Annotated in this window: 19 protein-coding genes; 9 read left to right on the top strand and 10 right to left on the bottom strand. The window is 66.8% G+C overall.

What is annotated here, in order from left to right; genetic code table 11:
- Nucleotides 1–50 precede the first annotated feature (50 nt).
- The 3 genes from prfA (at nt 51) to ACQR13_RS03965 (ending at nt 3599) form a co-directional block, all read left to right on the top strand.
- Nucleotides 51–1136 carry a peptide chain release factor 1 gene (prfA, locus tag ACQR13_RS03975; RefSeq protein WP_315751933.1) on the top strand — a complete coding sequence of 362 codons (1086 nt, stop codon included), beginning with the start codon at nt 51–53 and terminating at the stop codon, nt 1134–1136.
- Nucleotides 1137–1329: 193 nt separating this feature from the next.
- Nucleotides 1330–2217, top strand: coding sequence for a peptide chain release factor N(5)-glutamine methyltransferase (prmC, locus tag ACQR13_RS03970; RefSeq protein WP_316226077.1), 888 nt, complete (start codon nt 1330–1332; stop codon nt 2215–2217).
- Nucleotides 2218–2768: 551 nt separating this feature from the next.
- Entirely contained in the window at nt 2769–3599 is an 831-nt protein-coding gene (locus ACQR13_RS03965) for a DUF4167 domain-containing protein (RefSeq protein WP_315751931.1), read from the top strand.
- Between the two features lie 87 nt (nt 3600–3686).
- Here ACQR13_RS03965 and ACQR13_RS03960 read toward each other — a convergent pair whose 3' ends face one another.
- Nucleotides 3687–4463 (bottom strand): class I SAM-dependent methyltransferase, encoded by a 777-nt coding sequence (locus ACQR13_RS03960; RefSeq protein WP_315751930.1) that lies wholly within the window; start codon nt 4461–4463, stop codon nt 3687–3689.
- 193 nt (nt 4464–4656) lie between these two features.
- Here ACQR13_RS03960 and gloB point away from each other — a divergent pair, with 193 nt between their 5' ends.
- Nucleotides 4657–5424, top strand: a complete 768-nt coding sequence (gene gloB / locus ACQR13_RS03955) for a hydroxyacylglutathione hydrolase (RefSeq protein ID WP_316166271.1) — start codon at nt 4657–4659, stop codon at nt 5422–5424.
- 14 nt (nt 5425–5438) lie between these two features.
- Nucleotides 5439–5873, top strand: a complete 435-nt coding sequence (locus tag ACQR13_RS03950) for a cupin domain-containing protein (protein ID WP_315715181.1) — start codon at nt 5439–5441, stop codon at nt 5871–5873.
- Between the two features lies 1 nt (nt 5874).
- On the opposite strand, the gene ACQR13_RS03945 is transcribed toward ACQR13_RS03950, so the two are convergent.
- The 4 genes from ACQR13_RS03945 to ACQR13_RS03930 form a co-directional block, all read right to left on the bottom strand.
- Nucleotides 5875–7884 (bottom strand): putative bifunctional diguanylate cyclase/phosphodiesterase, encoded by a 2010-nt coding sequence (locus tag ACQR13_RS03945; RefSeq protein WP_316193272.1) that lies wholly within the window; start codon nt 7882–7884, stop codon nt 5875–5877.
- Between the two features lie 227 nt (nt 7885–8111).
- Nucleotides 8112–8984, bottom strand: a complete 873-nt coding sequence (yddG, locus tag ACQR13_RS03940; protein ID WP_315715179.1) for an aromatic amino acid exporter YddG — start codon at nt 8982–8984, stop codon at nt 8112–8114.
- Between the two features lie 153 nt (nt 8985–9137).
- On the bottom strand, nt 9138–9863 hold the full coding sequence (locus tag ACQR13_RS03935) for a beta-ketoacyl-ACP reductase (RefSeq protein WP_315715178.1): 726 nt from the start codon (nt 9861–9863) through the stop codon (nt 9138–9140).
- A gap of 271 nt (nt 9864–10134) precedes the next feature.
- Nucleotides 10135–11313 carry an acetyl-CoA C-acetyltransferase gene (locus ACQR13_RS03930; RefSeq protein ID WP_315715177.1) on the bottom strand — a complete coding sequence of 393 codons (1179 nt, stop codon included), beginning with the start codon at nt 11311–11313 and terminating at the stop codon, nt 10135–10137.
- 382 nt (nt 11314–11695) lie between these two features.
- On the opposite strand from ACQR13_RS03930, the gene phaR reads away from it, so the two are divergent.
- Entirely contained in the window at nt 11696–12289 is a 594-nt protein-coding gene (gene phaR, locus ACQR13_RS03925) for a polyhydroxyalkanoate synthesis repressor PhaR (RefSeq protein WP_315715176.1), read from the top strand.
- Nucleotides 12290–12309: 20 nt separating this feature from the next.
- On the opposite strand, the gene ACQR13_RS03920 is transcribed toward phaR, so the two are convergent.
- Nucleotides 12310–13977, bottom strand: coding sequence for an EAL domain-containing protein (locus ACQR13_RS03920; RefSeq protein WP_434862690.1), 1668 nt, complete (start codon nt 13975–13977; stop codon nt 12310–12312).
- 367 nt (nt 13978–14344) lie between these two features.
- Here ACQR13_RS03920 and ACQR13_RS03915 point away from each other — a divergent pair, with 367 nt between their 5' ends.
- Entirely contained in the window at nt 14345–14566 is a 222-nt protein-coding gene (locus tag ACQR13_RS03915; protein ID WP_315715175.1) for a hypothetical protein, read from the top strand.
- An 18-nt stretch (nt 14567–14584) separates the two neighbouring features.
- Here ACQR13_RS03915 and ACQR13_RS03910 read toward each other — a convergent pair whose 3' ends face one another.
- The 3 genes from ACQR13_RS03910 to ACQR13_RS03900 all read right to left on the bottom strand — a co-directional run bounded on the left by ACQR13_RS03910 (nt 14585) and on the right by ACQR13_RS03900 (nt 16520).
- A complete protein-coding gene (locus ACQR13_RS03910; RefSeq protein WP_315715174.1) occupies nt 14585–15310 on the bottom strand; it encodes a hypothetical protein in 726 nt (241 codons plus the stop codon).
- 187 nt (nt 15311–15497) lie between these two features.
- On the bottom strand, nt 15498–15680 hold the full coding sequence (gene rpmF / locus ACQR13_RS03905; RefSeq protein ID WP_006610266.1) for a 50S ribosomal protein L32: 183 nt from the start codon (nt 15678–15680) through the stop codon (nt 15498–15500).
- Between the two features lie 168 nt (nt 15681–15848).
- The gene (locus tag ACQR13_RS03900) at nt 15849–16520 is read right to left on the bottom strand and encodes a transglycosylase domain-containing protein (protein WP_315751924.1); all 672 of its coding nucleotides are present in this window, start codon (nt 16518–16520) and stop codon (nt 15849–15851) included.
- Between the two features lie 185 nt (nt 16521–16705).
- On the opposite strand from ACQR13_RS03900, the gene ACQR13_RS03895 reads away from it, so the two are divergent.
- Together ACQR13_RS03895 and ACQR13_RS03890 are read left to right on the top strand one after the other, a co-directional pair.
- Entirely contained in the window at nt 16706–17629 is a 924-nt protein-coding gene (locus ACQR13_RS03895) for a polyprenyl synthetase family protein (RefSeq protein ID WP_315751923.1), read from the top strand.
- A gap of 9 nt (nt 17630–17638) precedes the next feature.
- Nucleotides 17639–18331, top strand: a complete 693-nt coding sequence (locus tag ACQR13_RS03890; protein WP_316171004.1) for a DUF1345 domain-containing protein — start codon at nt 17639–17641, stop codon at nt 18329–18331.
- Here the strand turns inward: ACQR13_RS03890 and ACQR13_RS03885 are convergent, their stop codons facing one another.
- Nucleotides 18332–20227 carry a caspase family protein gene (locus tag ACQR13_RS03885; RefSeq protein ID WP_315825546.1) on the bottom strand — a complete coding sequence of 632 codons (1896 nt, stop codon included), beginning with the start codon at nt 20225–20227 and terminating at the stop codon, nt 18332–18334. It abuts the gene before it with no gap.
- Nucleotides 20228–20387: the final 160 nt, after the last annotated feature.

Raw genomic sequence — 20387 nt, 5'->3', positions numbered from 1 at the left:
GGCCTGCGCGTCTTCCGTTCGTATCGTTTGCTCCTAGAACAGATTGCATCATGTCGTCGCTTCCCCAAGCCAAACTGGATATCCTGCTCGCGCATCACGCCTCGCTCGAGGCGGAGCTGCTCGGCCAGGTCAATTCCGACCGCTACGTGCAGATCACCCGTGAGCTGGCCGAGCTCAATCCGCTGATCGACGCGGTCAAGGCCTATCGCGCCGGCGTCAAGGAGCTCGCCGACACTGAGGCGCTGATCGCCGATCCCGCCACCGATGCCGAAATGCGCGCGATGGCCGAGGCCGAGCGCGACGAGCTGATCGCGCGCCGCGGCGAGCTTGAGCAGAAGATCCGCGTCGCGCTGCTGCCGAAGGATGCGATGGACGACCGCAACGTCGTGCTCGAAATCCGCGCCGGCACCGGCGGCGACGAGGCCTCGTTGTTCGCCGGCGACCTGTTCCGGATGTATGAGCGCTTCGCCGCCCTGCAGGGCTGGAAGGTCGAGGTGGTCTCGGCCTCCGAAGGCACCGTCGGCGGCTACAAGGAGATCATCGCCGAGGTGCAGGGCCGCGGCGCCTTCGCCAAGCTGAAATTCGAATCCGGCGTGCACCGCGTGCAGCGCGTGCCCGACACCGAGACGCAAGGCCGCATCCACACCTCGGCGGCGACAGTCGCCGTGCTGCCCGAGGTCGAGGATGTCGACGTCGACATCAAGCCGGACGACCTGCGCATCGAGACCATGCGCGCGCAAGGCGCCGGCGGCCAGCACGTCAACAAGACGGAATCGGCGATCCGCATCACCCATATCCCGACCGGGATCGTCGTGATGATGCAGGACAGCCGCTCGCAGCACAAGAACCGCGCCTCCGCGATGAACATCCTGCGCTCGCGCATCTACGACGCCGAGCGGCAGAAGGTCGACGCGGCCCGCTCGGCCGAGCGCAAGGAGAAAGTCGGCTCGGGCGACCGCTCGGAGCGCATCCGCACCTATAATTTTCCGCAAGGGCGCGTCACCGACCACCGCATCAACCTGACGCTCTACAAGCTGCCGCAGGTGATCGCCGGCGAAGCGCTGGGCGAACTCATCGACGCGCTGACGACCGAGCACCAGGCCGCGCAGCTCGCCGCGCAAGGTGCTGCGGCGTGATGCGCACCGGCGCATTGCAGGAGGCGATGCGACGCTGCCCCGACACAAACGGTGTCGTCCCGGCGAACGCAGGGACCCCTAACCACCGGCCTTCGTGGCTGTCACAGAAGGCAACTCCGACCGCCCGTCCCGCCACGGCACGGCGTATGGCTCCCCGCGTTCGCGGGGATGACGCGTGGAGGGAGTTTGCGCGATGACCGGCCTCATCGCCGGCGTGACGATCGATGCCGCCCGCCGTGCCCTGGCCGCGCGCTTTGCAGATGCGGGCCTCGACTCGCCCGAGCTCGATGCGCGGCTGCTGGTCGGCCATGCGCTGCAGCTCGACCTCACCGGGCTCGTGATGCACGGGAGACGACAGCTCTCCCATGACGACGCGCAGCGCCTGGAAACGCTGGTGCAGCGCCGGCTGGCCGGCGAACCGGTCGCCCGCATCCTCGGCACCAAAGAGTTCTGGGGCCTGGACCTGCGATTGTCGGCCGACACGCTGGTGCCGCGGCCGGACACAGAGACTGTCGTCGAGCTGGCACTGGAACATCTCGCGGCCGGCGGCGACCTGAAGCGTCGCTTGCGCATCGCCGATCTCGGCACGGGCTCCGGCGCGATCCTGCTGGCGCTGCTGTCCGAGCTGCCGCGGGCCTTTGGACTCGGTACCGACATCAGCTTGGCCGCGCTGACCACCGCGCGGGATAATGCGCGCGCGCTCGGATTAGCCGACCGCGCCGGCTTCGTCGCCTGCTCCTACGCCGCAGCGCTGTCTGCGGGTTTCGACCTGATCGTGTCGAACCCGCCCTACATCCCATCGTCCGAGATCGGTGCGCTCGACGTCGAGGTGCGCACTCATGATCCGCTGCGCGCCCTGGACGGGGGCAAGGACGGGCTCGACGCCTACCGCGCGCTGATCCCGCAGGCGGCGGCCCTGCTGCGGCCGGACGGCGCTGTCATCGTGGAGGTCGGGCTTGGCCAGAGTGACGAGGTCGCTGCATTGATGGTGAGGGGTGGCCTGACGGCCGATTCCTCGACGATCCGGGCCGATCTGGCCGGTATTCCCCGAACCGTCATGGGCCTAAAAAAGCTCCGGTAAAGGTCGGGGAATGCAGAAAAAGCTCTTGGAATATCCCCCGGGAGCGACTACGTTCCATCCATAGCACCGGTGCAGGCCACGACGAGCGGTATTCACGGAACACCGCCGCGGTCAGATGCCAGAGAGCCGCGCCGGGCGATAGGTTCCAGAACGCAGATCTGCTGAGCGCGAGAGCCCGGATGGCTGCGCAGCCCGCGACTGCAAAGCGAACGAAAGCCTGACTTTGCACTTGAGGTCTTACGCTAAGCAAACTGGGTCGGTCGTGGCGCATGTCGCCTTGGCTGGCTGAATGACGTGGTTCGCCGGTCCCAGGGGCTGGCGGGTGGGGAACGCGTTTTGAACGCGCTTTTGTCGAGAGAATCGGCTGTCGATCACATCGGCATGGGTCAAACCGGCATGTCGGAACCGACATGGGTCGGATGGGACCATTTGGACCGCGCGCGAGGCGTCCGAGCCCGGCGAAGGTATTTCAATACACTCTCGGTATTCCGATAACAATCAGTGCTCAGACAATCGGTGCTCCTAACGCAGGGTTGGAATAAAGGCAGGACATGAGAAACGGTCAGAACAACAAGCGGATGCGCAACCGGAACAGCGGCGGTAACAACAACAATAACCGGCGCGGCCAGAATCCGCTGACCCGGGTGTTCGAGTCCAATGGACCGGACATCAAGATCCGCGGCACTGCCTCTCATGTCGCCGAGAAATATGTCCAGCTTGCCCGCGACGCCCGCTCTTCGGGTGACCCCGTAGCCGCCGAGAACTACTACCAGCACGCCGAGCACTATTTCCGCCTGATTGCCGCCGCGCAGGAGCAGTTCCGCCAGAATCAGCCGCAGCAGCCGCGCAACACCGAGGACCTGACCGTCGACGACCTCGACGATGACGGTGAGAGCTTCTCGCATTTCGGCCAGGAGCCCGGCTTTGTTCCGGCCCAGCCGCAGCCTCAGCCCCAACCCTTCATGCGCGACCGCGAAGGCGGCCAGCGCGAGCGCGGCGACAACCAGCCCTATCAGCGCGAGCAGCAGCCGCGCGAGCACCGCGAAGCGCGTGAGCATCGCGAGCCGCGCGAACACCGCGAGCCGCGGGAACACCGTGAACCCCGCGAACATCGCGAGCGGGAGCCGCGCGAGCACCGGGAGCGGCCGCAGCCCGTCCAGTACCAGCCGCAGCCGCAACCCCAGCCCGTCATCGCCGACAGCGGCGTCGATCGGCTGCCGTCCTTCATCACCGGTCCGCAGCCGCAGATCGCCAATCCCCCGGCCGCCTTCGAGGGCGCTGCCGAGCGCTATCCGCGGCGCCGCCGGCGTCCGCATGGTCCGCGCGCTGAAGCAGCCGCTGCTGCACCGGCGCCGAGCGAGGACCTCAATCCGGGCGAATAGCGATTACCCTCCATCATGACGAAACGGGTGGGCTCTTGAGCCCACCCGTTTTTTTGCGCGGGAAGCGCGCAGGAAAACGGCCCGGGATCATGCTTCGCGCGACGGCGGACCGACCTCGCGGCGACCGGCGCCACCGGATCCGGGGGCCGACGGTGACGGCGCCAGCACCGGTTCGAGCCGCGGGATCAGCCGAATGCGCTCGCGGCGCGCCGGGATCACCCGGTAGACCTGCTTGGTCGCCTCCACGATGTGGACACCGGCGAACGGCAGCGACAGCGCCGCGCCGACGCGCTCCCAGGCCATCGCCGATTTCAGGAACCAGCCGCCGACCGGAGGCATGAACAGCGCCTCGCCCCAGCCGGTCGGCGTGAACCAGGTCTGCCGCAGCAGTTGCGTGATCTGCGAGCGCGAATAGGGCCGGCCATGGCCGAACGGCGTGTTGTCGGTCCGCGTCCAGACGCCGCGCCGGTTCGGGATCACGATGATCATGCGTCCCGCCGGCGCCAGCACCCGCCACATCTCGCGCAGCAGCCCGGCCGGGTCGTCCGACATCTCCAGCGCATGCACGATCAGGATGCGGTCGATCGCCGCATCGGGCAGCGGCAGCGAGAACTCGTCCACCAGCGAGGCCAGCGTCGGCCGCGCCGTCGGCCATTTCAGCACCCCCTGCGCCGCCGGCATGAAGGCGATGCAGCGTTCGGAATCCTCGCGGAACAGGCCAAGATAGGGCGTGGGATAGCCGACGCCGAGCACCCGCTGCCCGGCCGCGCTCGGCCAGCGCGCGCGGATACCGCGGTTGATCAAGAGCCGCGCGACGATCCCGAGGCGACCCGAATAGAAATTTCGCAGATCGATCACGTCCATGACGTCAATGTATCATGCGAGCGCGCGCTGCCGCGCGCCGAATATTGCGTTGCGCCTCCAGCGTTAACGCCATATCTCTGCGCGGGACATCGGAGGCCGCCCCGCAGCGCTGCGCCCGGGCTCCGCTTCCACGACCTTCTGGCATCGCGAGCGCGACCATCGTGCCTCGCCCGGTCCCGCCGACGGAGACATCATGGCCGCCGACATCCGCGCCTTCACCTGCCTGTCCGACAATTTCGGCTATCTGATCCATGACCCCGCGACCGGTGCGACTGCCTCGATCGACGCCCCCGAGGCCGGACCGATCGTCCGGCAATTGGACGCCGAAGGCTGGAGGCTCACCGACATCCTGATCACGCATCATCATCACGACCATGTCGGCGGCGTCGCCGAGCTCAAGCAGAAATATGGCTGCCGGGTGGTCGCGCCCCACGACAAGACGACGGCGATCGCCAACGTCGATCTGCGAGTCGCCCATGGCGATGTCGTGAAGATCGGCGAGTTGCTCGCGCGCGTGCTGGAAACGCCGGGCCATACGCTCGACCACGTCTCCTACGTGTTCGATGCCGACAAGGCGCTGTTTGCGGCCGACACGCTGTTCTCGGTCGGCTGCGGCCGCGTGTTCGAGGGCACCTATCCGATGATGTGGGACTCGCTTCTCAAGCTGCGCGCGCTGCCGGACGACTTCCGGCTCTATTGCGGCCACGAATACACAGCCTCGAACGTCAAATTCGCCCTCACCGTCGACGGCGACAACGCGGCGCTGAAGGCTCGCGCCGAGGAGGTCACGCGGCTGCGTGCCGCCAACCGGCCGACCATTCCGTCGCTGCTGGGCGACGAGAAGACCGCCAACGTGTTCCTGCGCGCCGACGATCCGGCCGTCGCAGTGCGGCTGCGCATGAAGGGCGCCAGCGCCGAGCAGGTATTCGGCGAGTTGCGCGAGCGCAAGAACAAGTCGTAACGGCGAGGACGACGATGGCCACGCTCTCGGCTGCCGACATCATCGCGCGTCTCGGCCTGCAGCCTCATCCGGAGGGCGGACATTTTCGCGAGACCTTCCGCGATCCGGCCGTCGACGCCTCCGGCCGCGCCGCATCGACCTTGATCTATTTCCTGCTCGCGCGCGGCGAGCGTTCGCATTGGCACAGGGTCGACGCGGTCGAGACCTGGCACTTCTATGCCGGTGCGCCGCTGACCTTGCGGATCGCCGCCGAAGGCCAGGCGCCGCAAACGACGACGCTGGGCATCGACCTCGCAGCCGGCCAGCAGCCGCAGGCGGTGGTGCCCGCCCATGCCTGGCAGGCCGCCGAGAGCGCCGGCGATTGGACGCTCGTCGGCTGCACGGTGGCGCCGGGCTTCATGTTCGAAGGATTCGAGCTTGCGCCGCCCGGCTGGGAGCCGGAGGTCTGAGTCAGGCGCTCGCGCCGGCGACCTTCGCGGCCGGCTCGGCGAAGCGCTGGCGCTCCTGGGCGAGGAAGCCGGAAATCGCGTCGGCCGGCATCGGCTTCGCGAAGTAGTAGCCCTGGATGTAGTCCGCGCCCAGACGTCGCAGGCTGTCGAGCTGCTCCTTGGTCTCGACACCCTCGACGACGCACGAAATTTCCATGTCGGCGCAGAGGCCGGTCAGCGACTTGATGATCTTGTGGCTGATCGGGTTGGCGTTGACGTCGCTCACGAAACTGCGGTCGACCTTGAGCTTGTCGAGCGGCAGCCGGTGGACGTGACTGAGCGACGAGTAGCCGGTGCCGAAATCGTCCAGCGAGATGCCGCAACCGATCGCCTTCAATGCCGCGATCGACTGCTCGGCGCGGGCGAAGTCGAAGGTGACGGCGGTCTCGGTGATCTCGAACTCGATGCGGCGCGGCGGCACGCCGCTGGCATGGATGACCGCCAGCAGCGGCAGGACGCCATCCGGCGAACAGATGTCGTGCGCGGAGAGATTGAACGACACGCGAATGTCGTCCGGCCAGGTCCGCGCGGCGGCGAGCGCCTTGACCAGCAGACAACGCGTCAGGCTGCGGATGACGCCGATCCGCTCGGCGGCCGGGATGAAGCTTGCGGGCGACACCGTACCCAGCTTGGGGCTGTGCCAGCGCGCCAGGACCTCGAATCCGGTGGTGCGCGAATTCATCGCGTCCATGATCGGCTGAAACGCCAGGTCCATCTCGGCGTCGAAATCGGCCGTGCGCAACAGGTGCTCGATCACGCTGCGGCTACGGATCTCCGCCTCGAGCTCGGTCGAGAAGATGATGGCCTGGCCGCGGGCGCGGCGCTTGGCGTGGTAGAGCGCATAGTCGGCGCATTCGTACAGCGCATCCGCAACCATGGCCGAGCGCGGATACAACGCAAAGCCGGTCGAGCACGACAGGCCGGTATGGGTCGTGTCGAACTGATAGGGCAGCTTGATGAGGTCGGTGATCTGCCGTCCGAGGTTGAGCAGATCGTCGTCCGTGGGATTGCCGGCGACCACCAGTCCGAACTCGTCGCCGCCGAGCCGGGCGAGATGGACCTGGCCGCCATGGCCGGCACAGGCGTCGCGGATGCGGCGCGCGGCCTCGATCAGCACGCGGTCGCCGACCGTGTGCCCATAGGTGTCGTTGATCGGCTTGAAGCCGTCGAGATCGATGATGCCGACGGCGAGCCGCGTGCCGTCCCGGTCGGCCTCGGCGAAAGCTTGCGTGAGCTCCGAGAAGAAGCGACGGCGATTGGGCAGATCGGTCAGCGAATCCAGATTGGCGAGGCGGAAGTTTTCATCCGACAGCGCTTGCGTCGCCGCCTGCTCCGCGAGCAGCGATTTGCGGCTGGCGACGAGCGCGGCGAAATCCCGATAATAGATGAACAGCACCGTGACCATCGCGCCGGACACGAGCAGCTGATTGACTGCGATCGCCCGCAGCGCGTGAACGCCCGTGGACATGAAGAAGATGACATAGGGCACGATGACCACGAGGGTCACGATCAGGGCTGCGGAGCGCAGGTGCATCAGGCAGAAGATGATGCCGATGACCGTGACCGCCATGTAGAACGCGACCTGCCCTTTGGCGAATGGGTCGCCGTAGGGGAACAACGCGAAGGACCAGACGACGAACAGCGCCCCGATCGGGCCGGCAATCCGGTTGGTGACACGCAGGTTGCGCAGCACCTCGGCGTCGCTGCTGGCGGCCTCGCCCTGCCGCAGCCACCACAGCATGCGCGCGCCGGTAATCGTCGATAGCAACGCCGGCACCGAAATCGTGAGCCACGTCGGCGCCAGCGGCAGGAATGTGTAGGCGAGCGCCAGGCTGTTGGTGATGAGAATGAAATAGAGCAGCGGCACCTGCTTGGAGAACGCCTGGAACTGCGCGCGCGTCAGCTCGGGACTGTCGGCGGGAACGCGAAACAGCTCCCCTGCGCGGGCCATGTAACGTCTCACGTCCGGCATTGCCGCCCCGTTGTCAGCACCATTTCGCAGGGACTATCGCTCAGCACGGGTAAAGGGCGGGTTAGGTGCAGACCGCGCCAAACTGTAATCGGCGGTTGTAAGCTACCGGCCGGCGTGCCGGTTTTGCGCACGGTTAAGTGCGCAGCAAGGATAACCGGCGGATTCGGACCGCCGTGCCGAGTCCGCATGCGAGCCGGCCCCGCCTGACGTCGCTCGACCTGACGCGGTCAGCGCTTGCGCAGGAGGAACATGTCCTTGGCCGCGACCAGACCGCCGCCGGCAATCAGCAGTGCGGCCACCGCCAGGGCGGCGCTCGGGCGGGCATAGCCGGCAACGATCAGGAAAGCCGTCGACAGCAGCGGCGTCGCATAGGATGCGGCACCGAGCACGCGAATGTCTCCGCGCTTCATCCCGATGTCCCAGGCATAGAACGCGGCGCCAACCGGGCCGATGCCGAGACCGGCAACAGCGAGCCACTGCGTCGGGCCGTCGGGCCAGACCGTTCGCTCGACCGCAACATGGACCAGGGCCGCGAGCGCGGACGTCGCCATGCAGAAGCCGGCGACGGCATCGGTCGGCACCGCCTTCAGACGGCGCGAGAGCACCGAATAGATCGCCCACACGAACGCCGCGACGAAGGCGGCCGCGAGCCCCGGCAACTGGCTCGCAGCGAAGCTCGCACCGTTGCCGAGCAACAGCAGCGCGGTGCCGACAAGCCCGATCACGGCGCCGGTCACGTGATGAACCGCGAGCCGCTCCCCCGGCAGAAAGGCCGAAAATAGCACGATCAGCAGCGGCCAAAGATAGTTCAGCAGCCCGGCTTCTGCCGGCGGCGCGAAGCGCAGCGCCAGGAAGTACAGCGCGTGATAACCGAACAGCCCACCGACGCCCACGGCCCACGCCGTCAGCGGCTGCCGCAGCACCCGTAGCCCGTCCGGTCGGCGGACCAGACTGAGCAGGCCGACCGCGCCGCCGATCGCGAAGGTCATCGCCGCAAGCTGGAAGGCGGGGATCGTGCCAGTTGCCACCGTCAACAAGGCGAGCAGCGACCACATCAGGATCGCGGTCAGACCGATCAGGGTCGCATTGCGCTGGGACATCAGGCGGCAGGCTCCGTCACGGCCGGCTCATGCCGGCCACCCACGCCTGCGTCCGTGCGGGGAGCGTCCAAGACGTGAATGCCCGCGGCGAGCGCGGGCATCAGGTTTTCCTTAACCGCAGATGGTGGCCGGAGGCAACGCCGCCGGCGAGGCTCACACCATGTACTGGCCGCCATTGACCGACAGCGTCGAGCCGGTGATGGCTCCGGCCTCATCAGCCGCGAGGAACACCACGGCGCGCGCGATCTCCTCGGGCTCGCCGAGGCGCCCCACCGGAATCAGCGGCAGGATGGCTTTCTCGAGCACGTCCTTCGGCACCGCCTGCACCATCTCGGTGTTGATGTAGCCCGGGCAGATCACGTTGACGGTGATGCCGGCCTTGGCCGTCTCCAGCGCGAGCGCCTTGGTGAAGCCGATGTCGCCGGCCTTCGCCGCGGAGTAGTTGACCTGGCCGAACTGGCCCTTCTGGCCGTTGATCGAGGAGATGTTGATGATGCGGCCGAACTTGCGCGCGCGCATGCCCTCGATGACCGGGCGGGTCATGTTGAACAGCGAGCCGAGATTGGTGTTGATCACCGCGCTCCACTGCTCGAGCGTCATCTTGTGGAAGGCCGTATCACGGGTGATGCCGGCATTGTTGATCAGCACATCGATGGGACCGAGATCGGCTTCGACCTTCTTGATGCCTTCGCCGCAGGCCTCGAACGAGCTGACGTCCCATTTGTAGACGGGGATCTCGGTCTCGCTCTTGAACTTCTCCGCCGCGGCATCGTTGCCGCCGTAATTCGCCGCGACCTTGTATCCAGCCGCCTTCAGCGCCTTGCTGATCGCCGCTCCGATACCGCGCGTTCCCCCCGTCACCAACGCTACACGTGCCATGTCGAATCCTTCCCTCGATGACTGATCGCACAGGACAACCTCTGGCTGTCGCCGCGCTTGCCGTTGTTATTGGATCATGAACCTCCGCGCGACGATCAACTTGCCGCACGACCGTCCATGCTCGCTCAACTCCATTTTTTTAGTGGTCGATTATGCGACGTGTTTGACGGACATCAAGAACAAAACGCCCGGCGAGATCGCCGGGCGTTGATCTTTAGTTGAGCTGGACGCGATTGCGAAGGCTGAACGGTTCGCAGTCACTGCCGGCTTTTTAGTCGCGTGCAACGCACAGCGCGATGCCCATGCCGCCGCCGATGCACAGCGTGGCAAGACCCTTCTTCGCGTCGCGCTTCTGCATCTCGTGCAGCAGAGTCACGAGCACGCGCGCGCCGGACGCACCGATCGGATGGCCGATCGCGATCGCGCCGCCGTTGACGTTGACCTTGGCCGGATCCCAGCCGAGATCCTTGTTCACCGCGCAAGCCTGCGCGGCGAACGCCTCGTTGGCTTCGATCAGGTCGAGGTCGGCGATGTTCCAGCCGGCCTTCTTCAGCGCCGAACGCGACGCCGGGATCGGGCCGGTGCCCATGATCTTCGGGTCGACGCCGGCCTGGCCCCAGGACACGATCCGCGCCAGCGGGGTCTTGCCCTCCTTGGCCGCCTGCTTGGCGGTCATCAGCACCACGGCAGCCGCGCCGTCATTGATGCCCGACGCGTTGCCGGCCGTGACCGTGCCGTCCTTCTCGAACGCCGCACGCAGCTTGGCCATGGCCTCGATCGTCGCGCCATGACGCGGATATTCATCGGTGTCGACCACGGTGTCACCCTTGCGGCTCTTGACCGTCACGGGTGCGATCTCGTCCTTGAACCTGCCGGCCTTCTGAGCCGCCTCGGCCTTGTTCTGCGATGCAACGGCGAACTCGTCCTGCTGCGCGCGCGTGATCTGATATTGCTTCGCAACGTTCTCGGCGGTGTTGCCCATGTGATAGCCGTTGAAGGCGTCCCACAAGCCGTCCTTGATCATCGTGTCGACCAGATCGAGCGAGCCCATCTTCACGCCGGCGCGCAGATATTGCGCGTGCGCCGCCATGCTCATCGACTCCTGGCCGCCGGCGACCACGATGTCGGAGTCGCCATTGACGAGCGCCTGGTAGCCGAGCGCCACGGAGCGCAGGCCGGAGCCGCACAGTTGGTTGATGCCCCAGGCCGGACTCTCGACTGGAATGCCGGCGGCGATCGAAGCCTGGCGCGCCGGGTTCTGGCCCTGCGCCGCAGTCAGGATCTGGCCCATAATGACCTCCGAGACGCGGCCCGGCTCGACGCCGGCGCGCTCCAGCGCGGCCTTGATGGCCACCGCCCCCAATTCATGAGCCGGGACACTGGCGAAGGCACCGTTGAAACTTCCAACCGCGGTGCGGGCGGCGCTGACGATGACGACATCGTCTGACATGAGCATCTCCTGGGGTTCTTGATCTTGGACGTGAAAGCGAGGGCTTGAGACTCGAGGGTATTTGAAATGAAAATGATCTTTTCAGTTCACGGTCGTGCCGGCCCTCCGCAAGCCCCGGATTGGCGAGTGCGCAACCTTCGTCCTTCATCCTGTTAACGTCGTTGCGACATGTCAATTGGCGGCATCAGCAATTCCTGTTGCAGCGCATTCAAATTGGGATGCTTGGCCGTTTCGTGGGCAAGATTTCTGCTGCGGGATTAACCGTTCCGCACAAAACCGTAGCCGAACTCGCTCGAAAGTGATTACGTTATTGCATTGCGTAGCTCTTCGCCCTGCGGCGACGCCGCCGGGTTCCCTGTTCTCGGTTTGCATGTGTGAGCTCATGGCGAAATCTGACCAACCCACCACAATCAAGAAATACGCGAACCGGCGGCTCTACAATACCGGGACGAGTACCTACGTGACCCTCGAAGATCTGGCCTCGATGGTTAAGAACGGGGAGGATTTCCTGGTCTACGACGCCAAGACCGGCGACGACATCACGCGGTCGGTCCTCGCGCAGATCATCTTCGAGCAGGAGAACAAGGCCGGTCAGAACCTGCTGCCGACCACGTTCCTGCGCCAGCTGATCCGCTTCTACGGCGACAGCATGCAGATGGTGGTGCCAAAGTACCTTGAGCAGTCGATCGATACCCTGACCCGGGAGCAGGAGAAGTTCCGCAAGCAGATCGCCGACACCTTCAGCGGGACGCCGTTCGCGCCGCTCGAGGAGCAGGTGCGCCGCAACATGGAACTGTTCCAGCAGACGTTCTCGATGTTCAAGCCGTTCACGCCGCCGGTGCGCGCCGACGAGAAGGCCGCCGAGCCGGCCCCGGCCGCCGACGACAACATCGACGAGCTGCGCCGTCAGATGAAGGAAATGCAGGACCGGCTCGATCGCATGTCGGAGCCGAAGAAGGACGAGCAGCAAGGCTGACGCCGAAGGCCGGCGGCTGATCAACCCGCCGCCGGCAGCTCCACCCTGCCGTTACCGATCCACGGCCGATCGACCGAGGCGAGGCCAATCACCCGGCCCTGGATGTAATCGCAGCCCCAGTCGCGCAGCAGCCCGACCGACGCCTCGTCCTGCACCCATTCCGCGACCGTCTTGATCTGCAGCCGTCGCGCCAGCTCGACCAGCGTCTGCACGAAGGCGCGGTCGTCAGCCGAGCGCACGAGATTCTGCACGAAGGCGCCGTCGATCTTGACGATGTCGACGCCGAGCTTGCGCAGATTGCGGAACGAGGTGTGCCCGGCGCCGAAATCATCGATGGCGATTCGGCTGCCGAGATCTTTCAGCCGCGTCACGAAGCCGCGGAGATCGTCGACGTCCTGGATCTCGACCGTCTCGGTGATCTCGACGATCAGCCGTTCGGCGACCCCAGGATGGGCGCGCATCATGGACTCGATCGAGGCCCACCAGTCCGGATCCATGGTGGTCTCAGGCGAGATGTTGAGGCTCAGGGTGACGTCGGGCGTGCTCGCGAGCTCCGCCACCACCAGCTCCAGAATGCGGTGATCGACCAGACGGATCAAACCGAGCCGTTCGGCGACTGGGACGACGTCCGGCGCCAGCAAGGCCCGGCCGTCATCCTGGCGCATCCGCACCAGGCATTCATAGAAGGCGGGCGCAAGTGTGTTGGCATTCACCACGGGCTCGAACGCTGTGACGATGCGCCGCTCATTGAGCGCGGTCACGATCTCGTCGGTGACGCGGATGTTGACCTTGCGCTGTGCGTCGCGCTCCACGTTCGGCCGCCAGGTCGAGAACGATCCGATGCGGCGGCGCTTGGCGGCGTCGAGCGTCTCATGGGCGCGGTTGACCGCTTCCTCGACCGAGCGCGCGTGACGGGGAACGCTCACGGCGCCGATCGTCGCGGTGACGGCGACCGGACCTGACTTGGTCGGCACCACCTCGTCGCGCACGGTCGCGAGAAAGCGCTCGGCCGCGGTGGTCATGTCGTCCATCGTGCAGTTCTTCAGGATCAGCCCGAACTTGTTGCCCGAGAACCGCCCGAGCGTGTCGCCACCGCGGAGCCGGCCCCGGATGCGCTGGGCGATCTCCAGCACGACGCCGTCGGCGACGTCGAAGCCGAAGGCGTCGTTGATGCGCGCGAGATGATCGATGCCGACCAGCATGAAGGCGCAGGAGAAGCGGAACCGCTGCGACTCCTCGATCACCTCGGCAAGCGTCGCCAGCAGATGCGTTCGGTTCAGCTCGCCGGTCAGCGGATCGTGCCGTGACAGCTTGAGCAGCTGCTCCTCGCGGGCGTGGCGCTCGTTGTTGATCCGCACAATGCCCTGGGCACGCAAGGGCCGCCCATCGGGGCCGGCGAACCAGCAGCCGGTCTCCTCGACCCAGATCAATGGCGCACCGGCGTGGGTGCGCACGCCATATTCGATCCGGTACGGCGTGCCGGCGGCGCCATGCAGCGGCGCCGCCTGGTGCAGGATCTCGGAGCGGATGCTGCGGTCCGGCTCGATGAGCTTGCTGAATTCGGCGCCGTTGCAGAGTTGCGGCAGCGGAACGTCGGCAAACACCGCCCCGACGTGATCGCTCCAGACGATCACGTCGCTCGCCAGATCCCAGACAAAGGCAGCTTGGCCCAGGGACGCCAGGATCATCGCGGTCTGTGGCAATTCGGATGTCAAGGTCGCCTCGTTTCGGCACAGGCCGGCAGGACCGGCGCTGATTTGGGAACGGCCAGCGCGCATCCGCGCGAGCGGCGGCGGCCGAGTTCGCGAATCAGACTACGCATCTCTGGTTAACGGAGAGCATGCCGAGGCGACGAGCGCGTGTCGGAGACGCGTCAACCATGTTTGGAACATGCAGCGCTCCAGAGCGCTTGGAACGGCATTGCTCTTGCGAGATCGAGGAGCGAAAGGCTCCGGCGTCCCAGAACGTGACAATCGCGCCGGCGGTGGTTGGACAATGTTAACGATTGATCAGGACGGCGATCGCCTGGATGGGTCGGAGGAGACCTCCCGCTCCGTGACGCTGCTGCCGAGCGATGCGAGCCATGACCTTCGCGCGCGGATCGTTCGCGCAGCACGCCCCGACGCCGGCTTCGTGACCCATCTGATCGCGACCGCCGAGCAGCTGCCGCAAACCCGCACGCTCAGGCGCGCGGCGGTTGCCGACGTCCACAGTGCCTATGCGGCGAGGCTTCAGCCGGTCACGCGTGCCGGCGGCCGGACCCGAGAAATGATCTGAGCGGCGCGCTCCTGCGCCTCAGGGCTTCGGCGCGTCGGGTTTGGGCGGCTCTGGAGCGCCCGGAGAGGCGGTCTCGGTCTCCTTTGCCTCCGCGACCCAGCCGGTCGTCGGAGCGGGAGCCGGCCGGGGGACCGAGCGGTCGAGCAGCACGGACTCGGCGACCGAAGCAGCAGCCGGCACGGCATCGATCGGCTCTTCAACGACGGGCGCGGCAGCATCCGCCTTCTGAACCTCCGCCTGCTCAACCTCCGCCTTGGCCGGTTCTTTGACCGATTCTCTGGCCGGCTCCTCGATCGGCTGAGGTTCCGGATCAGGCACGGTCGCTTCGGCCGGCGCGGGCATGGAAGCGGGAGCTGCGACGACTGAGCGGGCGGCGCGCTTGGTGCGCAGCGAGACTCCGCCGAAGAAATCGACCATCGCCAGCAGGGTCAGCAGCAGGAAAGTCGAATTCCCGAACTTCTGCCACATCGCGAATTCCGCCGCGGCGCCGCCGAAGACCAGCAGGGACAGCAGATGATCGGTCAGATATTTCCCGTTCGGCTTCGCCGCCTTGATGATTTCGAGCAGCAGCAGCAGCACGCCCAGGGCCAGCAGCATGTCGCCGAGCGAGATCGTCCAGACCTCGCCCGACGGAAGCTGAAGGCGCAGCAGCGTCTCGCTGAACGCGACCCCCGGCATCAGGAAGACGATCATGTTGTAGATCGCCAGCGGGATCAGCAGCAGCGGGAAACCGACCATGGACATCGGTTGAAGCCTTGGATGGCGCGGGCGGCGGCCCGGCGCAAAATCAATCGGTGCGAAGATGAGACAGCGAGACGGGATCACGCGACACAGATACGCAACGGTCCCGGCGAATCACGTCGCACGGGACCGCTTTCAACCCCATCGATGGCCGAATTCGGGCAGCTTGGAAAGCGGCCCGCGCGGACAATCAGGCGTCTTTCTTCTTCAGGACCTGGCGGCCCTTGTACATGCCGGTCTTCAGGTCCAGGTGGTGCGGACGACGCAGCTCGCCGGAATCCTTGTCCTCGACATAGGTCGGCTTCTTGATGGCGTCAGCCGAGCGGCGCATGCCGCGGCGCGACGGCGAAGTTTTTCTTCTGGGGACGGCCATATCGGTATCCTCTAGGGTATTTTTGCAAGGCATCGTCCGCAAAGGACGGCTGCAGCCATGAAGCTGGCGAGCCCGGATGCCGATCAAGGCCGCGCTTATAGAGGAAGGGGTGCGGCATGGCTAGGGCTCTCCGAGGCATTTTTGGCCAAAATTGCGCCCGCTCGGACCTCACCGCCGCTCCCCCCAGCAGGCCTGCAGGCTGGAGGCCTGGGCCCGCACCATGTAGGTCGCCGACAGCCGCCGCACACCCGGCCCCGGGGCCCGGGCGCTGCGCCGGACGGGGTTCGGCAGGATCGAGGCCATCAGCGCCGCCTCGCGCGGCCCTAAGCCAGCTGCCGAGCGGTTGAACGCGTAATTGGCGCCCGCCTCCACCCCGAACTGGCCGCTGGGACCGAGCTCGGCGATGTTGAGGTAGATTTCGAGGATGCGCCGCTTGCCGAGGACGAGGTCGATCCACAGCGCCAGCGGCAGTTCCAGCGCCTTGCGAACATAGCTGCGGCCCTGCCACAGGAACAGGTTCTTGGCGACCTGCTGGGTGATGGTCGAGCCGCCCCGCGAGACCTCGCCGTCCTCGGCATCGTCCATGACCTCGCGCAGCGCGCCCCAGTCGATGCCGTGATGGCTGCAGAATTTGGCATCCTCCGCGGCCACCACCGAGCGCGGCAAATACGGCGACATCGCCGAGAGGTCGATCCAGTGCCGCGTCACCGGCTGCCCCGTCACCGACCGCCACAGCATCAGGGTCGAGACGGGGTGACCCACGGCATAGAACGGCGTCAGCGCATAGGGCACGAGCAGCACCAGCACGGCGATCACGAGGATGGTTCTGACGGTACGCAAGGGCAGGCGTCGCTCGGTTGGGACCGCCGCGGGGGCGGACAATTGGCCGGGATTATCCGACATCTCGATGTGGTTTCCTGCTTTTTTCCGCCGTTACGGCCGAAAGCCGCCACCGCTCCGGCAATTGACGAAGTCGCCGCCATCAACGATTGTCCGGCGAATTTTGCCCCTGGAGCTCTTGTTAAATGACTGCGACGGCCCTCACCGACTTCACCCAACGCCTGGACAAGACCGCGGAAGAGACCGAAGCCCTGCTCGGCGAGCTCCTCGGCGATGCGCCGCTGGCGGACGAGATCATCAGGCCGAAGCGGCTGATCGAGTCGATGCGCTATTCGAGCCTGAACGGCGGCAAGCGGCTGCGCCCGTTCCTGGTGGTCGAGAGCGCCGCCGTGTTCGGCGTCCCGCGCAAGGGCGCGCTGCTGACCGGCGCGGCGCTCGAATGCATCCACTGCTACTCGCTCATCCACGACGATCTGCCGGCAATGGACAATTCCGACCTGCGGCGCGGGCGTCCGACCCTGCACAAGGTCTATGACGACGCCACCGCGATCCTGGCCGGCGACGCGCTGCTGACCATCGCCTTCGACATCATCACCCGCGACGAGATCCATCCCGATGCCGGCGTCCGCCTCGCTTTGACCCGGGCGCTGGCCCGCTGCGCCGGTGTCGGCGGCATGGCCGGCGGCCAGATCCTCGACCTCGCCGGCGAGGGCCGGTTCGGCGACAGTGGCCCGGTCGACGTCGCCCGCGTCCAGCAGATGAAGACCGGCGCCCTGCTCCGCTTCGGCTGCATCGCCGGCGCCCTGCTCGGCCAGGCCTCGGCGGCCGAGTACCAGGCGCTCGACGACTACGGCCGCGCGCTCGGCGAAGCCTTCCAGATCGCCGACGACCTGCTCGACGTCGAGGGCGATGCCGCCACCCTCGGCAAGCCGGCCGGTGCCGACGCCGAGCTCGGCAAGACCACCTTCGTCACCCAGCTCGGCGTCGAGGGCGCCAGGCAGCGCGTCCGCGACCTGCTCGCCCGCGGCGATGCCGCGCTATCGGTCTTCGGCGCCAAGGGCGACGTGCTGCGGGCCGCCGCGCACTTCGTCGCCGAACGCAAGAGCTGAGGCGAGGCATTGGGCGGAGTCCATCCCGACGATCCGGACCTCGCCCGCTTCACGCGGCTGCCGGCTGCGCTGCGCGTCATCTATGCGCGGCCGCGCACCTTCATATCGCTGGGCCTCGCGATCGTTGCGTTCTTCCTGCTGCCGCCGGCACTCCGCCTGATCACGCGGCTCCTGATCAGCTGGGACATCTTCACCGCGCTCTACCTCGTGCTGGTCGCGGCGATGATGCTGCGCAGCGAGCATCATCACATCCGCCGCAAGGCGGTCATGCAGGACGACGGCCGTTTCGTGATCCTGCTGGTCACGGCGCTCGGCGCCTTCGCCAGCATCGCCGCGATCGTGCTCGAGCTCGGCGCTTCCAAGCGCGACGCTCCGGCGCTGACGCTGGCGCTGCTCACCGTCTCGCTGTCCTGGGCCGCGGTGCATGCGACCTTCGCCCTGCACTACGCCCATGACTACTACCGCGGCGCCAAGCCCGGCGGCCTGCAATTCCCCAGCGGCGACAAGGACGAGCACGCCGATTACTGGGACTTCGTCTACTTCTCCTTCATCATCGGCATGACCGCCCAGGTCTCCGACGTCGGCATCACCGACAAGATCATCCGCCGCACCGCGACCGTGCACGGCATCATCTCGTTCGTCTACAACACCGCGCTGGTCGCCCTGATGGTCAACATCGCCGCCAGCGTAATCTCGTCCTGATCAGTTGCACACCTCGACGCTGGCATTGTTGGCCGGGCCGCCGCCGCCGCGATATTCCAGCCGGCAACCGGGCCTGACGGCGCGGCACAGATAAGCGTCGCAATAGATCTGCCCGCCCGACTTCGGCCGGGCGGCTTGCGTCTGCGGCCTGGTGTAGCCCGGAGCCGCCCCGACGCCGAGACCGCCACCACCTCCGATCCCAACCCCGACGCCCGCACCGGGAGCCGGCATCGGCAGCCCGGCCTCCGGTGCCGCACGGGCGCGGCGGCGCGACGGCACATCTTCGTCGCTGCCATCGCGCTTGGCGACCGGCTTCCTGTCGCGCCGCTTCTCGCACTCATTGTCGTCGTTGACGAACGAACCCTCGGCGCAAACGATGCGGGTGCAGCGGTCGCCGTCCGGCTTGGTGCCATGCTGGCAGACCAGCGGGCAGACGCGCGCCTGCTTGAGCTTGATCGCCTGGAGCGCATCGGCCGAGGCGGCCTGGGTATCGAGCTTGGTGCCGGCATAGCGGTTGAACTGCGACAGCGAGCGGCGCGAGGCCGAGCCCCAGTCGCCATCGGCATCCTCGGTGAGGCAGCCGACGCGGCGCAGCTCGAGCTGCACCGACTTGGCGAGATCGGCGGGCTGCGCGGCCGGGGTGAGCGAGGCGACCTGGCCCTGCTGCGGTGCTGCGGGCGTGGGCGCGCCGGGCGAGGTCGCCGCGCGCGGATTGTCGACCGCCGCGAGCTGCTGCTCACCGCGCTTCTTCTCGGCGTCGGCCGCCTGCTGCTGCGCCACCTGATTAGCCTTCTCAGCGACAATCCGAGCCTGCTCCGCCGCCCTGGCCTCGGCCTCCGCCTTGGCGAGGGTCTCCTTGCGCGCGCCCTCGGCGGCGAGCCGCGCCCGCTCGGCCTCGGTGGCGCGGGCCTTCTCGGAAGCGGCGGCGCGATTCTCCTCGGCGGCGAGCTTGTCGAGCTGCAACTTGGCGAGGCTGGCGTAGAACCCGTCGGGATATTGCGCCAGGAAGGCGTTCAGCGCGCCCTTGTTGCCGACCTGCATCGCGAGCTCGTAGTCGCGCCGGATGTCGGCCTGCGGGCTCGGCGGCGGCGTCACCGGCATCTGTGTCACGACGCGCGGCACGCCAGGGACCAGCGGCACGTCCTCGCCGCCGAGCGAGCCGTACACGAACGGCTCCTGGCGGTTGGCGGTCGCTTTCAGCACCTCGTCGCGGACGAAGCCGAACGCCTTGCGGACGTCGAGGCCGGGGGTCGCGATATGCCGCGACAGCGCTAGCGTGAATGGCGAGTTCTTGCCGTCGCCGTCCTGCGCGGTCGAGCCGGCCTTGGCGGAATAGGCGATCAGCGTATTTGGGCTGGTCGGCTCGACCTTGGCGAGGCCGCGGCCGAGGCTGCGGGTCGCCACCGTCCGCTGCATGTTGCGGGTGAACGGGTTGTCGCGGCAGGCGTCGAGAATGACCAGGCGCAGCTTCTTCGCCGGCTCGACGGCGACCAGAATACGGTCGAGCGACAGCGTCTCGTCATAGACGTCGGTGTCACGCTCGAGCCGGGCGTCGATCGGGATCAGATAGTTCGCCCCTTCGACCTCCATGCCGTGGCCGGCGTAGTAGACCACCGCAATATCGGCATCGCGGGCGGCGTCGGCGAAATCGCGCAAGGCTCGCCTGGTCTCCCGCGCGGTCAGATCGCGCCGGTAATCGACGACATCGAAGCCCGCGCTCTTGAAGGTCGCCGTCATCACCGCGCCGTCATTGGCGGGGTTCGTCAGTTGCGGCACGTTCTGATAGGCGGAATTGCCGATGACGAGCGCCACCCGCTTGTCGGCGAGCGCGGGGTGGCCGACCAGCAGCAGCGCTCCCGCCAGGATGTAACCGCCCAATCGAAGTGACCAAGACATCGTACCTACCCCATACCGCTGGGAGACCTGCTGGGACCTGCCTATCAGAGTGCAGCCCATTGGGCTTGTGACCGGGATCACGCAGATTTATTCCCGATCGACCTGGCCTCGGCCATTATAGTCTGTCGCTGGCGCAATGACGCCAGTTCATGCCTTGCCA

Source organism: Bradyrhizobium sp. HKCCYLRH3059, from assembly GCF_051168035.1.
In the GTDB taxonomy this organism is placed as follows: domain Bacteria; phylum Pseudomonadota; class Alphaproteobacteria; order Rhizobiales; family Xanthobacteraceae; genus Bradyrhizobium.
Note: the sequence above shows the minus strand (reverse complement) of the source record. Positions and strands in the feature narration are given on the sequence as shown.

What these genes read in the sequence shown, in the direction of transcription:
- prfA (WP_315751933.1), top strand. Translation starts at nt 51, where the DNA reads ATGTCGTCGCTTCCCCAAGCCAAACTGGATATCCTGCTCGCGCATCAC.
- prmC (WP_316226077.1), top strand. Translation starts at nt 1,330, where the DNA reads ATGACCGGCCTCATCGCCGGCGTGACGATCGATGCCGCCCGCCGTGCC.
- ACQR13_RS03965 (WP_315751931.1), top strand. Translation starts at nt 2,769, where the DNA reads ATGAGAAACGGTCAGAACAACAAGCGGATGCGCAACCGGAACAGCGGC.
- ACQR13_RS03960 (WP_315751930.1), bottom strand. Translation starts at nt 4,463, where the DNA reads ATGGACGTGATCGATCTGCGAAATTTCTATTCGGGTCGCCTCGGGATC.
- gloB (WP_316166271.1), top strand. Translation starts at nt 4,657, where the DNA reads ATGGCCGCCGACATCCGCGCCTTCACCTGCCTGTCCGACAATTTCGGC.
- ACQR13_RS03950 (WP_315715181.1), top strand. Translation starts at nt 5,439, where the DNA reads ATGGCCACGCTCTCGGCTGCCGACATCATCGCGCGTCTCGGCCTGCAG.
- ACQR13_RS03945 (WP_316193272.1), bottom strand. Translation starts at nt 7,884, where the DNA reads ATGCCGGACGTGAGACGTTACATGGCCCGCGCAGGGGAGCTGTTTCGC.
- yddG (WP_315715179.1), bottom strand. Translation starts at nt 8,984, where the DNA reads ATGTCCCAGCGCAATGCGACCCTGATCGGTCTGACCGCGATCCTGATG.
- ACQR13_RS03935 (WP_315715178.1), bottom strand. Translation starts at nt 9,863, where the DNA reads ATGGCACGTGTAGCGTTGGTGACGGGGGGAACGCGCGGTATCGGAGCG.
- ACQR13_RS03930 (WP_315715177.1), bottom strand. Translation starts at nt 11,313, where the DNA reads ATGTCAGACGATGTCGTCATCGTCAGCGCCGCCCGCACCGCGGTTGGA.
- phaR (WP_315715176.1), top strand. Translation starts at nt 11,696, where the DNA reads ATGGCGAAATCTGACCAACCCACCACAATCAAGAAATACGCGAACCGG.
- ACQR13_RS03920 (WP_434862690.1), bottom strand. Translation starts at nt 13,977, where the DNA reads ATGATCCTGGCGTCCCTGGGCCAAGCTGCCTTTGTCTGGGATCTGGCG.
- ACQR13_RS03910 (WP_315715174.1), bottom strand. Translation starts at nt 15,310, where the DNA reads ATGTCCATGGTCGGTTTCCCGCTGCTGCTGATCCCGCTGGCGATCTAC.
- rpmF (WP_006610266.1), bottom strand. Translation starts at nt 15,680, where the DNA reads ATGGCCGTCCCCAGAAGAAAAACTTCGCCGTCGCGCCGCGGCATGCGC.
- ACQR13_RS03895 (WP_315751923.1), top strand. Translation starts at nt 16,706, where the DNA reads ATGACTGCGACGGCCCTCACCGACTTCACCCAACGCCTGGACAAGACC.
- ACQR13_RS03885 (WP_315825546.1), bottom strand. Translation starts at nt 20,227, where the DNA reads ATGTCTTGGTCACTTCGATTGGGCGGTTACATCCTGGCGGGAGCGCTG.